Annotated in this window: 11 protein-coding genes and 2 pseudogenes; 6 read left to right on the top strand and 7 right to left on the bottom strand. The window is 71.4% G+C overall.

The window, feature by feature from the left end:
• Positions 1-6 precede the first annotated feature (6 nt).
• Together FB470_RS25035 and FB470_RS25030 are read right to left on the bottom strand one after the other, a co-directional pair.
• Positions 7-1,125 carry an IS110 family RNA-guided transposase gene (locus FB470_RS25035; RefSeq protein ID WP_306988316.1) on the bottom strand — a complete coding sequence of 373 codons (1,119 nt, stop codon included), beginning with the start codon at positions 1,123-1,125 and terminating at the stop codon, positions 7-9.
• Between the two features lie 246 nt (positions 1,126-1,371).
• A pseudogene (locus tag FB470_RS25030) lies at positions 1,372-2,151 on the bottom strand (IS481 family transposase); the annotation flags it as partial.
• 199 nt (positions 2,152-2,350) lie between these two features.
• On the opposite strand from FB470_RS25030, the gene FB470_RS25025 reads away from it, so the two are divergent.
• Positions 2,351-3,850: an NF041680 family putative transposase gene (locus tag FB470_RS25025; protein WP_306995371.1), complete on the top strand. Its 1,500-nt coding sequence runs from the start codon at positions 2,351-2,353 to the stop codon at positions 3,848-3,850.
• A gap of 8 nt (positions 3,851-3,858) precedes the next feature.
• On the opposite strand, the gene FB470_RS25020 is transcribed toward FB470_RS25025, so the two are convergent.
• Entirely contained in the window at positions 3,859-4,125 is a 267-nt protein-coding gene (locus FB470_RS25020) for a hypothetical protein (protein ID WP_306995369.1), read from the bottom strand.
• 104 nt (positions 4,126-4,229) lie between these two features.
• Complete coding sequence (locus tag FB470_RS25015; RefSeq protein ID WP_306995366.1) at positions 4,230-6,470, bottom strand: serine/threonine-protein kinase; 2,241 nt, start codon at positions 6,468-6,470, stop codon at positions 4,230-4,232.
• 193 nt (positions 6,471-6,663) lie between these two features.
• Between FB470_RS25015 and FB470_RS25010 the strand changes: the two genes are divergently transcribed.
• From FB470_RS25010 to FB470_RS25000, 3 genes are all read left to right on the top strand, one after another.
• The gene (locus FB470_RS25010) at positions 6,664-7,101 is read left to right on the top strand and encodes a MarR family winged helix-turn-helix transcriptional regulator (RefSeq protein ID WP_306995365.1); all 438 of its coding nucleotides are present in this window, start codon (positions 6,664-6,666) and stop codon (positions 7,099-7,101) included.
• A 68-nt stretch (positions 7,102-7,169) separates the two neighbouring features.
• Entirely contained in the window at positions 7,170-7,721 is a 552-nt protein-coding gene (locus FB470_RS25005) for an isochorismatase family protein (RefSeq protein WP_306995363.1), read from the top strand.
• Positions 7,718-9,079, top strand: a complete 1,362-nt coding sequence (locus tag FB470_RS25000; RefSeq protein ID WP_306995361.1) for an MFS transporter — start codon at positions 7,718-7,720, stop codon at positions 9,077-9,079. Before FB470_RS25005 ends, FB470_RS25000 begins: the two co-directional genes overlap by 4 nt.
• A gap of 83 nt (positions 9,080-9,162) precedes the next feature.
• Here the strand turns inward: FB470_RS25000 and FB470_RS24995 are convergent.
• A pseudogene (locus tag FB470_RS24995) lies at positions 9,163-9,297 on the bottom strand (DUF899 family protein); the annotation flags it as partial.
• Between the two features lie 309 nt (positions 9,298-9,606).
• Here FB470_RS24995 and FB470_RS24990 point away from each other — a divergent pair.
• Together FB470_RS24990 and FB470_RS24985 are read left to right on the top strand one after the other, a co-directional pair.
• Positions 9,607-10,023 (top strand): YciI family protein, encoded by a 417-nt coding sequence (locus FB470_RS24990; RefSeq protein ID WP_306999476.1) that lies wholly within the window; start codon positions 9,607-9,609, stop codon positions 10,021-10,023.
• Positions 10,020-11,240: an RNA polymerase sigma factor gene (locus FB470_RS24985; protein WP_306995359.1), complete on the top strand. Its 1,221-nt coding sequence runs from the start codon at positions 10,020-10,022 to the stop codon at positions 11,238-11,240. The genes FB470_RS24990 and FB470_RS24985 overlap by 4 nt, the downstream gene beginning before the upstream one ends.
• A gap of 623 nt (positions 11,241-11,863) precedes the next feature.
• Here FB470_RS24985 and FB470_RS24980 read toward each other — a convergent pair.
• The gene (locus FB470_RS24980) at positions 11,864-12,739 is read right to left on the bottom strand and encodes an LLM class flavin-dependent oxidoreductase (RefSeq protein ID WP_306995358.1); all 876 of its coding nucleotides are present in this window, start codon (positions 12,737-12,739) and stop codon (positions 11,864-11,866) included.
• 93 nt (positions 12,740-12,832) lie between these two features.
• Positions 12,833-13,204, bottom strand: coding sequence for a DUF5997 family protein (locus tag FB470_RS24975; protein WP_306995356.1), 372 nt, complete (start codon positions 13,202-13,204; stop codon positions 12,833-12,835).
• Positions 13,205-13,248 lie beyond the last annotated feature (44 nt).

The following is a 13,248-nucleotide window of genomic DNA, read 5'->3' as shown; positions in this document are numbered from 1 at the left end:
TGTTCGTCAAGCCGCTGTCGGAGGGGGTGTGACGGAGGCCGTGGATGGTCGGGGAAGGTTGGCATAGATTTCCCGGGCGATGTAGCGCTTCAGGCAGCGGATGATCTCGCGTTTGCGCAGGCCTTCGGCGGTGCGCCGCTCGACGTAGTGGCGGGTCGGTTGGTGGCGACGCATCCGGACGATCGTGACGATGTAGAGGGCACTGTTTGCGGCGCGGTCGCCGCCGCGGCTGAGTCGGTGTCGGCCGGTGGTGCGTCCGCTGCTGGCCGGCTGGGGCGCGACACCGCAGAGCTTGGCGAAGGCGGCTTCGTTGCGGATGCGTTCGGGGTTGTCGCCTGCGGTGACGAGGAACTGGCCCGCGATCTCGACGCCGACACCGTGCAGTTCGACCAGTTCGGGTGCCGCTGCGTGGACCAGGGCCCCGATCTGCTTGTTGAGGGCCTTGATCTCATCATCGAGTTGCTTCCAGCGGCGTGCCAGGCCCCGTAGGGTGGCCTTGACTCCGGCCATCAATAGCCGGCCTGGGGTTGTTGCCAGGCCGAGCAGGTCCTCCGTCTCCGGCCGCAGCCGCAGGCATCGGTTGACCAGCGTCTTCTTGCTCAGCACGACAAGTTCGTCGCGCAACGGAGAGGGTGACCCGATCATGACGCCCCACAGTGTGTTGAATGCGCTGGTGCGTGCCTTGACTGCGCTGGAACGAGTCACCCGAAGGGTCCGGATGACCTCGACCAGGCCGGACTTGGCTTTCGGGGTGGCCGTCGAAGTCTGGCCGAGGACAGCCCGGGCGATCTGCTCGGCATCGAGCCGATCGGACTTGCCGTCCATGTGCCGTGCCAGTCTGTTGGGCCGGTTGACCTCGACCACGCGAATCTCCCGGGCGGTAAGGAACCGAGTCAGCGTGGCGCCGAAAGATCCGGTGCTCTCGACCCCGATCGCGCCTACCTCGCCGTGTTCCTGAACCCATGCCAGAAGGTCGGCGTAGCCGCGGTCATTGGCGGGGAACTCCCGATGACCCAACAGGCGGCCGTGGTCATCGACCGCCGCCGCGTAGTGAGTGTTCTTGTGGGTATCGACGCCGCCGATCACGGCACCAGCTGCTGGCTCTATAGCCATCTGGGTTGTCATGCTGGATGTGCTCCTCCGTTAGGGCTGATCTCACGGATGGAGCGAACCGGCCGGGCGGGGCGACAAGTCTGCGACGGGGGCTTCTAGCCCAAGCTCCTATCAGGTCAGCTCCGCCTGGCCGGTGCGCACCACAGTGCTGCACCGGAGCCGGCCGACAAATCGAACGCAGGACACCACCACTATCGATAGGTCATACCTTGACCAGGGTCAGACCGATCCGGTGCAGCACCGAGCTAAGTCTTCACAGACCTTGCCGTTGGTTTGGGGTCGCCATGGGCGGGTGAAGCGGCGTTGGATCCCCAGTTCGGCGCAGACCTGCTGCCAGGTGGTTTTGCGGTAGGCCATGGCGTTGTCGGTCAGGACGCGTTCGATGGTGATGCCGTGCTGGGCGAACCAGGCGTAGGCACGGCGCAGGAACGCCGCGCAGGTGACGGCTTTCTCGTCGGGCAGGGTTTCGGTGTAGGCCAGGCGGGAGTGGTCGTCGAGCGCGGTGTGCAGGAACAGGTAGGTGCCGCCGCGGGCGCGTACCTGATTCGCGCGACTGGCGGGACGGCCCAGCATCTTGTGACCGCCGCCGTCGGGGATGCGGCCCAGCTTCTTGACATCGACGTGGACCAACTCGCCCGGACGGTCGCGTTCGTAACGACGGATCGACTCGCCGGTGGCCCGATCACACGCGGCCAGCGGCGGCAGGCCGTGCCGGCGCAGGATCTGGTACACCGTGGAAGCGGCCACCGGGACGCGGGTGGCGATCCGCAGCGGCCCGATCCGGTGCTCGGTGCGCAGCGCCACCACCTGCGCTTCCACCTCCGGCGAGGTACGGCCCGGGCTGTGGTGCGGGCGGCTGGACCGATCGACCATGCCCGCCGCCCCGTGCTCGCGATAACGCCCCACCCAGCGGGCCACGGTGGTGTGGGAGACCTGGAACCGCTCCGCTGCCCGCCGCAGCGACCACCCCTGCTCCACGACACACCGGGCCAGCCGCAGCCGACCCGTCGGAGTCAAGAGCGCGTTACGGTGGACCATCGAGGACCTCCTGGTGTTCGGGTGCAGATGTCGCAATCCACACCGAACCCGGAGGTCCTCACCCACATCAAGATCATCCTCAGCGTGTCAGCCCATCACCAACGTCCCCGAACAGCACAGCTAGCTTGAGTTTTAACCTTCGGGTGGTCTTGCCTACCCCTGTTGATCATGAACGCAGCCCTTGGTCGATCATTCCTTCTTGCGACAGTTGGAAGATCGATCAAGGGCTGCGGTGATCAGTTTGCCTGATGCCAGTAACAGGCGTGCCAATGGGGAGCTGTCGAGGTTCCGGCGGCGGGTGTATGAGTCTTTGAACCGGCGGGCGGACGCGTTGTTCGAGCTGGCCGACGCGGTGTTGTGTGCTGATGGGCCGGTACGGTCGGTCGCGGAGTTGTCCCTGGCGGGCGAGCATCGCCGAGGGTATGGCAGTGGGTATGCCGCACTCGCGCGCGGCAGTATGGACGTGCCGCGGTTGCAGACCGCGCTGAGCGCGGCGCCGATCCCGCGGGCCGCGGACGGGCGGCTGGTGCTGGCGGTAGATGTGACCTGCTGGTTGCGTCCGGAAGCGCACACCTGCCCGCAACGGATCCTGTGTCACACCTACGGCCGCGGCAAAGACCAGCACATGATGGTGCCGGGCTGGCCCTACTCCGTCGTCGTCGCGCTGGAATCAGGGCGCGGTTCGTGGACCGCGCCGCTGGACGCGGTCCGGCTCGCGCCGGGCGACAACGCCGCGAGCGTGACCGCCCGGCAGATCCGCGGCGTGGTGGACCGTCTGGTCGCGGCCGGGCACTGGCGGCCGGGAGACCCGGACATCCTGCTGGTCGCCGATGCCGGCTACGACGGCCCCCGGCTGGCTCACGTGCTGGCCGATCTTCCGATCACCGTGCTGGTGCGGATGCGCACTGATCGGGTCCTGCATCGCCCGGTCCCGCCGCAGCCGCCCGGCACGCTGGGCAGACCCCGTCGCCACGGGGACGAGTTCGCTTTCGGCGACCCGGCCACCTGGGGGCATCCCGACGTCGTCACCGAAACCACGACCCGGCTCTATGGTCCCGCGCTGGTCCGGGCGTGGGATCGGCTGCACCCACGGCTGACCCACCGCATCGCCTGGGCCGGCCACGACGGCACTCTGCCGATCATCGAGGGCACCGTGATCCGGCTCGAAGTCCACCGGCTGCCCTCCGGGGCGATCCCGAAACCGGTGTGGCTTTGGCACTCCCGCATCGGCCTGGACGCCACCGAGGTTGATCTGGCCTGGCAGGCGTTCCTGCGCCGGTTCGACATCGAGCACACCTTCCGCATGCTCAAGCAAACCCTCGGCTGGACCACCCCAAAACTTCGCTCACCCGAGGCGGCCGACCGCTGGACCTGGCTGCAGCTGACCGCCTACACCCAGCTGCGCCTCGCCCGTGACCTCACAGCGGACCTGCGCCGTCCTTGGGAGAAACCCCGACAAGCCAGGCGGCTCACCCCGGCCAGGGTCCGCCGGGGGTTTCGGAACCTACGTCCACAACTCGCCTGCCCCGCCGGCGTCCCGAAACCCTCGCGGCCAGGCCCTGGACGTCCAGCCGGAACACCCAACCAACGACCCGCCTCACGCCACGACGTCCACACCTTCACCAGCACGAACAAACCAAAGCCGAAACACCGCAAGAACACCAAATCGAGCAACCCACGACCCCGCCGACCCGGTTAAAACTCAAGCTAGGGCGTGTCTGACAATGCCTTGATCCAGCTGATCACGGCATGCAGGACGACCGCGGCGTTTGCGGTGCCTGGCCTGGTCAGCTGGCTCGGGGGATCACCGCGGTGATGCCGCGCGCGCAGATGTCCCCGGATCGCTGGTGATGAGTAGGCCGTGTCGCCGCGGACCCGGTCGGGCGAGGTCCGGATCATCTGCCACGGACCGAACACCGCCGGCACATCCCGCGCATCCGAAAGCAATGGAAACCGCGACACGACCAGCCGCATCCGAACAACCAGCCGAATCTTTTGTCAGACACGCCCTAGCCGTACTTGGCCAAGATGTTTCCGTCGCCCGGTTCCGCCTACGCGAATCCCATTGCGGGCACTCCCTAGTGCGGCCGGCTCAGGTCGCCGGGCTCGAGCGTCTTCACCGTCCGGCTCACGGCCGCGTCCAGTTCTTCCTTGTTCACCCTCGGGTAGTCCCAATGCAGGGTGGCTCGTGAACCCCGGCCGACGAAACCCCGCTCGTAGAAGATGCGGTCGCCGGTGTAGCCGCTGATGGTGTACTGCTCGCCTTCCACGCGCTGCGCCGTCACCTGCCCGCCCTGCGCCTGCACCGCCCGGATAGCCGCGGCCAGGGCGTCCGCTGTGGACAGTCCCGCCGTGTTGTTCTCGCCCCACACCGTCATCGTCGCGCCGAGCGGGGAGTCGGTGAACTCCATGCCGTCGCCGCCGGACGGTGCGTAGGGGCGCCGCTGGTAGTCCTCCGGGACCTGCAGGCTGAAGCCGAACCGCGCGTTGGTGTAGACCTTCCCGTCCAGCGCGGCCGAGGAGGACGCCGCCGACGACGGGGCCGCCGACGACGAGGAAGCCGGCCGGCCCAGCATGGTCAGCATCGAGGGACTCAGCAGATCCTCGATCTCCTGGTAGGGCAGGGTGATCGTCTCCTGGCCGTCCGCCTCCGTACAGCCCAGGTCGGCGTACCGGACCAGGAAATCCATCCCCGCCGGCGTGAACACCACGTCCGCGACGGGCACGTGATCGCCGCCGGCCGCGGTCTCCGCGCTGTCGATCGACGCCAGCGGACCGGGGCCACCGACTTCCGCGAGGTGGCAGAACCCGCGCGCCGAATGCGTCACCAACCGTTCGGTGAGCGCAGCCATCCCGCTCGCCGTGAGGACATCGCCCCGGAAGATGTCCGCCGGACCCAGGACCCGGCCGCTGCCCAGGTCCACGTTCAGGCCCTCCGGGAACCGCCAGCTCGAATGGGACAGGTAGTCCGAGTCCAGCGCGTGGTCGTAGCGCACCGAAAGCAACGTCTCCGTCCGCAGCATGATGGTCGCGGTGGTCCGGACGCCGATGGTCTCCCCCTGGCTGCGCACCCTGGCCACGGCCTCGGGATCGGCCAGTGCCCGGCGCACCGAATCCAGCCGCTCGTCCACCGGCGCCCGCAGCGCGGCGTTGATGCGCTGCTCCGCCGCCGGGTCCGCGTGCCCGGACACCCGCGGGTACTGCAGGTCGTAGGTGATGGGCAGGGCGGGGTCACGGCCCGTGGTGCTGGTCAGGTCGACGCTCAGCGCGGCCTGACGGGGCGGGTCGTCGTCGAACTGCTGGTAGACGAGGAACCCGCCGACGGCGACCAGCGCGGTCACCAGCACCCCGACCACGACCTTGCCGATGGTGGCGGCGGCGATGCCCGCCCCGGCCGGCGCGGAGGCGACCGCCGCCACCGGGGCGGCCGCGGTCCCGGCCGTGGCCAGCAGCGCGAGCGGGGTCAGGGCCGTCAGGGCCGCGACCGGTGCCGCGAGGCGCTTCCAGCCGCGGCTCTCCCAGTCCGGGCCGTAGACGGCGCGGGCGGTGGCTTCCAGTTCGGCGACGAAGGCGTCCGCGGTGGGCGGGCGCTGGGCGGGGTCCTTCGCCATGCCGCGCGCGACGAGGGGGCGCACCGGCTCGGGCACCGCGCCGAGCGGGACCGGTGCCGCCTGGTGCAGGGCGCGCAGCTCCTCCGTGGTCCCGGCGTCGAACGGCTTGTGCCCGGTGATGCACTGGAAGAACACGCAGGTGGCGGCGTAGACGTCGGTGGCGGGCAGGCCGGGCAGTCCGGACCACTGCTCGGGGGCCATGTAGGACGGTGACCCGGCGGCGAGCCCGGCCTGTCCGTCCAGTGTGGCCAGCCCGAAGTCGACGAGCTTGGACTCGCCGGCCTGCGACACCAGCACGTTGCCGGGCTTGTAGTCGCGGTGGACGACCCCGACCGCGTGCGCCGCCGCGAGCCCGAGCAGCGAGCCCTTGAGGATCGCCAGCGCCGACTCGGGCGCCAGCTTCTTCTCCGCGGCCAGCAGCACGCGCAGCGACACCCCGGGCACGGCCTCCATGACCAGCGCGGCACCCTCGGGCCGCTCGACGAAGTCGTGCACCTGGGCCACGTGCGGGCTGCGGACCCCGTGCAGCAACAGCGCCTCCCGGCGGAAGTTCGCGACGATCCCCGGATCGCCGAGGAACTCGGCCAGCAGGTACTTGATGGCGACCAGCTGCCCGGTGGCCTCGTGCTTGGCCAGCACCACCCGGCCGAAGCCCCCGGTCCCGAGCACCTCGACCTCGCTGTAGCCCGGCACCCGCCACTGGTTCACGACGCCACCCCTCCCCGGTCACGGCTCGGCGTATCAGAGCACGAAGCGCGCGGCGGCGCCACCGAATCCGCGTTTTCGTGACCATGGTGGCGACACCCTCGCCGTGGGGGCCCGGGGCGACCACCTGCTCGCCGGCTCCGCCACAATAGACAGCCAGTTGTGCAGTTAGCTGTCCATTCGGTACCGTCGAGGCGTGAGCGAGAAGCCCGACATCGCACTCCTGGCCGGCGAACTCCGGGTGGCCCTGGGCAACCTGATCCGCCGGCTGCGGGAGCACGCGCCGGGCAACGACCTCACCAAGTCGCAGACGTCGGTCCTGCTCCGGCTTGAGCGGGAGGGCCCGGCGACGGCGACCGCCCTCGCCCGCGCCGAAGGGATGCGCCCGCAGTCCATGGCCAAGATCGTCCACGTGCTCCAGGCGGCCGGTCTCGTCACCGCCGCCGCGGACCCCTCCGACGGCCGCAAGACCCTGCTCAGCATCTCCGACACCGCACTCGAGGACTTCCGCACCGGGCGCCGCGCCCGGGAGGACTGGCTGTCCCGGGCCATCGACGACCACCTCACCGACGAGGAGATCGTCACGCTCGCCCGGAGCGTCGAATTGATCAAGCGTCTGGTCCAGCGGGCCTGACTGCCACCGCACCCGCCCTGCGGCCGCGGCGCCGACGCCACGCGCCGTTCTCCCCCGAAGGACACCCCATGCCCGTCACCGCCCTCGACCCGCGCACCGCCCTCGTCGTCATCGACCTGCAGCAGGGCATCGTGTCGCGTCCCGTGGCGCACGTGGACGACGTCGTCGAGCGCACGACCGCCCTGCTGGCCGGATTCCGCGAGCGCGACCTGCCTGTCGTGCTCGTCAACGTCGCCGGGACGCCGTCCGGCCGCACCGACGCCGGGCCGGCCGCCCGCACCTTCCCGGACGGCTGGACCGACCTGATCCCCGAACTCGACCCGCGGCCGGGCGACCTGCTCGTCACCAAGCATTGCGTCAGCGCCTTCCACGGCACCGGCCTCGCCGAGTCGCTGCGCGAGCGCGGCGTCACCCAGGTGGTCGTCACGGGTGTCGCGACCGGCGCGGGCGTCGAGTCCACCGCGCGGGACGCCTACGACCTCGGCTTCCACGTCACCCTGCCGGTCGACGCGATGACCGACTCCGACCCGGACCGGCACGAGTACAGCGTCACCCGGGTCTTCCCGCGCATCGCCGAGACCGGGACCACCGAGGATGTCCTCGCCGTGTTGCGGGCATGAGCGGGCGCGAGGGGTTCGGGTGGCGGTTCACCAGTCCCCTGCTGCTGGGGTCGTCGCTCAACCCCATCAACACCTCGACGATCGCGACCGGCCTGGTCGGCATCGGCGCGGATTTCCACAAGGGACCGGCCACGACCGCGTCGCTGATCTCCGTGCTGTACCTGTGCAGCGCGGTCGCCCAGCCCACGATGGGCAAGCTGGCCACCGTTTTCGGTGCGCGGCGCGTGTTCGCCGCCGGGCTGGTCGTGCTGGTGGCCGCCGGGGTGATCGGCGCGACCGCGCCGGTGTTCGGGGTGCTCCTGCTGTCGCGGGCGCTCATCGGGATCGGTACCTCCGCCGCCTACCCGACGGCGATGGCGCTCATCCGCGCTCGCGCCGACCGGTTGCGGACCGGGGTGCCGAGCCGGGTGCTCGGCAGCCTGTCCATCGCCGGCCAGGTCACCGCCGTGGTCGGCCTGCCCCTGGGCGGACTGCTCACCGGCACCTTCGGCTGGCGCGCCATCTTCTTCGTCAACGTGCCGCTCGCCGTGATCGCACTGGTGTGCACCTTCCTCGGGGTCGACCGCGACGAACCTCGGCTGCGGCAGGGATCGCTGCTGACCACGCTGGACGTTCCCGGCATCGTCCTGTTCGCCGGCACGATCGTCGCCGTGCTCGTGTTCCTGTCGGGCCTGCGGTCACCGGCGTGGTGGCTCCCGCCGGTGGCCGTCGTGCTCGGGCTGGCACTGGTGGCCTGGGAACGGCGCGCCCCGCAGCCGTTGATCGACGTGCGGATGCTCGGGCGCAACGGCCCGCTGGCGCGGACCTACCTGCGGTCGGCGATCGTCTGGCTCGGCAACTACACCGCCCTGTACGGGACGAGCCAGTGGATGGAACAGGCCGCGCACCACACCGCGTCCCAGGTCGGGCTGATCATGCTGCCGCTGTCCGGAGCGAGCATCGTCGTTGCGCGGGTGGTGTCGCTGCGCGGCTGGGTGCGGTGGCCGCTGCTGCTGGCCGGTGTGGCGATGCTGCTGACCGGCGCGCTGATGTTCACCATCACCCACACCTCGCCGGTGGTGCTGCTGATCGGGATGACGGTGCTGTTCGGGCTGGCGAACGGGTTCGGCGGGTTCGCCAACCAGGCGGCCCTCTACGTCCAGGCACCGGCGGCGGACGTGGCGGTCGCCGCGGGACTGTTCCGGACGTTCGCCTACTTCGGCGCGATCTTCTCGTCCAGCCTGATCGGACTGGCGTTCGGCACCGCGGCCACCGACGCCGGACTGCACGAGGTGGCCGCGGTGACCGTCGGGATCGGCGTGGTCGTGCTGCTGATGACGGCGCTGGACAAGGGAATCCCGGCTCGAGCCCGCGGCTGAGCGGGGTGATCGTCGTGCCAGTGCCACCATTCACAGTGATGTCGAGGTAGCTCGCGGTCGCCGTCCCGGATGAACGCGTTGGTGCCGGGTTGTGGCGCGCGCGAGGCGAACACCAGGGTGGTGTCGCGGGCGTTGAGCTGGGCGACGTGCGCGACCTGGTCGGCGACCAGTGAACAGCCGACGCAGGCGTGGGCGGGCTCCACGGCGACCCACGGCATGCGCCGCCGCCGGGTGGCCATCGCGTCCCGGGCGCGGGCGAGCGCGGCCAGGACCCCAGCGCGACGACGACCTGTTCGGCGACCGCCGCGGCGTCAGGTGAAGGCGAACACGCGCGGCTCCTCCGCGCGTTCGATCCGCAGGTCCTGCCGGAAACCCACACCTTCGCGGGCGTGCAACCGATGGGTTGCGTCAAGGGCGAGCGAGGATACTGGGTTCGCCGGTGATGTCCGGAATCCCGTGACGGTGCCGATGTCCCTCTGCGGGGGCGCCACCACGGCGCCGGGCGGAGAGGAGACACCGTGAAGTACATGATCATGATGTACGGGTCGCAGCGGGAGTACGACATGCTGGTCGGCCGGGACACCGGCACCCCGGCCTGGTCGCCGGAGGACCTGGCCGCGCTGCACGAGTTCATGACGAAATGGAACGAGGAGCTGGTCGCCTCGGGCGAGTTCGTCGAGGCCAGAGGGCTGGACGCGCCGGCCCACACGCGCCGGGTCCAGCTGCGCGACGGCGCGCCCGTGGTCACCGACGGCCCCTACCCGGAGACGCAGGAGGTGCTCGCCGGGTACACGATCGTCGACTGCGCGGACTTCGACCGGGCCACCGAGATCGCCGCCCGGCTCGCCGACACGCCGCACCCGGAGGGTGCGGTGCTGGACCACGACTGGTACGTCGACATCCGGCCCATCGCGGGGCCGCCCGAGGCGGACGCGGACCTGTGACCGCCACCGGCGTCGAGGACCTGCTGCGCACGCTCGCGCCGCAGGTCCTGGGCGCGGTGGTGCGCCGGTACGGGCACTTCGACCTCGCCGAGGACGCCGTGCAGGAGGCGCTGCTCGCGGCGGCGACGCAGTGGCGGGAGGTGCCTGAGCACCCGCGCGGCTGGCTGGTGCGCGTCGCGGCGAACAAGCTCACCGATCTGCTGCGCGCCGAACAGGCCAGGCGGCGCCGCGAGGACACCGTCGCTCAGCGGATCCTGCCGGGTGACTGGCTCGCGCCCGCGGCGGACCGGCCGCCCGACGGGGACGACACCCTGGTGCTGCTCTTCCTGTGCTGCCACCCCGCCCTGTCCCCCGCGTCGCAGATCGCGCTCACGCTGCGGGCCGTGGCCGGGTTGACCACCGCCGAGATCGCGCGCGCGTTCCTCGTCCCGGAGGCGACGATGACGCGGCGGATCACCCGCGCCAAGCGCCGGATCGGCGAGAGCGGGATCCGGTTCCGGCTGCCGGCGGAGGCGGAACGCGCCGGGCGTCTCGCCGCGGTTCTGCACGTGCTGTACCTGATCTTCAACGAAGGCTACGCCGGCACCACCGGGTCCAGCCTGCAGCGGGTCGAACTCGCTGCCGAGGCGATCCGCCTGACGCGCCTGCTGCGGCGGCTGCTGCCCGGCGACGGTGAGGTCGCGGGACTGCTGGCGCTGATGCTGCTGACCGATGCCCGGCGGCCCGCCCGCACCGGGCCGGGCGGTGAGCTGATCCCGATGGCCGAGCAGGACCGCGGACGGTGGCTGCGCTCGCAGATCGCGGAAGGGGTGGCTCTGCTGAGCGAAGTCCTGCCGGGCCGCCGGCCCGGCCCGTACCAGCTGCAGGCGGCGATCGCCGCGGTCCACGACGAGGCGCCCGACGCGGCGAGCACGGACTGGCCGCAGATCCTCGCCCTGTACGGGGTTCTGCTGCGGATCCAGGACAACCCGGTGGTACGGCTGAACCACGCGGTCGCGGTCGCGATGGTGCACGGGCCGTCCGCGGGGCTGCGCTGCCTCGACCCGCTGGCCGACGCCCTGGCCGGCGATCACCGGTGGCATTCGGTGCGCGGGCACCTGCTGGAGCAGACCGGAGACCCCGTCGCGGCGCGCGAGGCGTTCCTCGCCGCCGCCGAGCGCACGTCGAACCTCGCGCAGCAGCGCTACCTGCACCGCCGCGCGGCGGAGCAGGACTGACGTGCCATGCGCCCGCTGCCGCACGTCGCGACTCGCGGCTGCGCACGCAGCTTCCGCGGACGCAGCAGCTCCCACACACGCCCGCGCGATCCACCCTCCGCGGTCGCCGTGGGCATCGTGCCGAGCAGCGCCACCGCCCGCCGGTCAGGCCCGCGGTCAGCACATCCAAGACCATCCACAGCGGCGCAGAACCGACGTGCCGTGCGCCCGTTGCCGCACGTCGCGGCCGAGCCCGCGCCGCAGCTCCCCCGCCGCCGCTCCCGCGGCCGCCGCGCGCCCCGCCGAAGCAGGCCGTGCGTTCCGTGCCCGGAGCGCACCGCGCGATCCACCTGCCGTCGCCGTGCGCATCGAGCCGAGCGCCACCGCCAGCCGACCAGGCCCACGGTCGGCACACCCGAGACCATCCGCGGCGGTTCGGGACCGACGTGCCGTGCGCCCGCTGCCGCACGTCGCCGCCGAGCCCGCGCCGCCCCCCGCTCCCGCGTGCCGCGCCGCCGCGGGCCGTGCGTTCCGTGCCCGCAGCGCGCCGCGCGATCCACCCGCGGCCGCCGCGCGCCGCGGCTCCCGCCTGATCCACCCGCCGTCGCCGCGCGAATCGAGCCGAGCAACACCACCGCCGCCGGTCAGGCTCGCGTGCGCGTGATCAGCTCGTCCGCCACCCACTGCGCGACCCGCTCGGGGTAGGGCGGCGTCAGCCCCAGCACGAGGTGCGTGAAGCCGGCGTCCAGCGCTTCCTTGATCGCGCCGCGGGTCTCGCCGGGCTGCTCGTAGGACACGGGCAGGAAGATCGACCGGGTGATCTCGCCGGGGTCGCGCCCGATCTCACCGCAGTAGCGGTCCAGCAGCGCGCTGCGGCTGACGACGTCCTCGATGTCGCCGCCGCCCGGGATGTTCCACACGTCGGCGTGCTCGGCGACCACCCGCAGCGTCGCGGACGAGCGGCCGCCGATCACGATCGGCGGGTGGGGGCGCTGCACCGGCTTCGGGTTGCCGAACGCCCCGGTGAGCCGGACGTGCTCGCCGTGGAAGTCGAACGGCTCGTCCTCCGTCCACAAGCGACGGATCACCACACACGCCTCGGCGAACCGCGCCACGGCGTCGCCGGCGTCCTCGTACGCCAGGCCGTGCGCCTCGTACTCGCGCCGGGCCAGCGGGTGGCTCGGCCGCGAGCCGACGCCGATGCCGAAGTCGAGCCGCCCGCCGGACACGACGTCGACGGTCGTCGCGATCTTGGCGAGCATCGCGGGCGGGCGGAACCGGTTGCTGGTGACGAGCAGACCGAGCCGCAGCCGCCTCGTGCTCGCCGCCAGGGCCGACAGCAGGGTCCAGCCCTCGTGGATCGGCCCGTCCACCGGCCCGGCGATGGGCAGGAGGTGGTCGAACAGCCACGCGTGCTCGATCTCCGGGACCGTGTCCGCCTCCCGCCAGACCCGCAGGATGTCCTGGTAGCCGACCTGCATGGGTGCGGTCATGATCCCGAACCGGGGTGTCTGCGACATGGGTGCTCCTTGGCGCGCGAAACAAGCGGAACATTGCTCCGTTAACGATACGGAGCAGTGTTCCGCTTGGCAAGCGGGCTCACGCCGCCCGGGTCACCCCTGCTGGTTCTTCTGCCGCGCCGCTTCCTTGCGCACCTCGGCGTGCGTGGCGCGTTCACGCTGGAGCCACTCCGGGTTGTCGGCCTTGATCGCGTTGATCTGCTCGGTGGTGAGCGGGTCGGTGATGCCGCCACGGGCGAGCCCGCCGATGGACACGCCCAGCTTCGCGGCGACGACCGGGCGGGGGTGCGGGCCGTTGCGGCGCAGCTCGCGCAGCCACTCGGGCGGGTCGGCCTGCAGGGCGTTGAGCTCGTCGCGGGAGACGACACCCTCCTGGAACTCCGCGGGGGTGGCTCCGAGGTACACGCCCAGCTTCTTCGCCGCCGTCGCCGGCTTCATCGTCTGGGGGGTCTTTCGCGACGTCATGGCGTCCAGGGTATCGAGCGTGCGGGCGCGCCGGTCACGGCCGG

This window comes from Amycolatopsis thermophila (genome assembly GCF_030814215.1).
GTDB lineage: Bacteria > Actinomycetota > Actinomycetes > Mycobacteriales > Pseudonocardiaceae > Amycolatopsis_E > Amycolatopsis_E thermophila.
This window is presented reverse-complemented; position numbering and strand designations above follow the sequence as displayed.